At 71.9% G+C, this 299-nt stretch carries 1 protein-coding gene; it reads left to right on the top strand.

The annotated features are described in order from the left end of the window. Window positions 1–299 (top strand): LysR substrate-binding domain-containing protein (locus tag EN874_RS33060; RefSeq protein WP_245516254.1); only part of this gene is annotated, 299 nt, incomplete at both ends.

Genomic DNA, 299 nt, shown 5'->3' with positions numbered 1-299 from the left:
GCTACGCCGGCGGACATCAGCCGCCTGCCGCTGCTGCATATGGCGACCCGCCCCGGCGCCTGGAGCGAGTGGTTCGAAGAGCAGGGGCTCGAGGCGCCGACCGGGCCCGGCATGCAGTTCGAGCAGTTCGGCACGGTCGCCCAGGCCTGCATGGCGGGCCTCGGCGTGGCGCTGCTGCCCGAAATCCTGATTGCCGGCGAATTGCAGCGCGGCCAGCTGGTGCCGGCGCCCGGCCAGCCGATGCAAAGCCGCAGCGCCTATTACCTGGTCGTGCCCCACGATAAGCGCGGCCATCCGCC

The organism is Mesorhizobium sp. M1D.F.Ca.ET.231.01.1.1 (assembly GCF_003999155.2).
GTDB lineage: Bacteria > Pseudomonadota > Alphaproteobacteria > Rhizobiales > Rhizobiaceae > Mesorhizobium.
The sequence above is the reverse complement of the archived record's forward strand: the minus strand, read 5'-3'. Positions and strand labels throughout refer to the sequence as shown.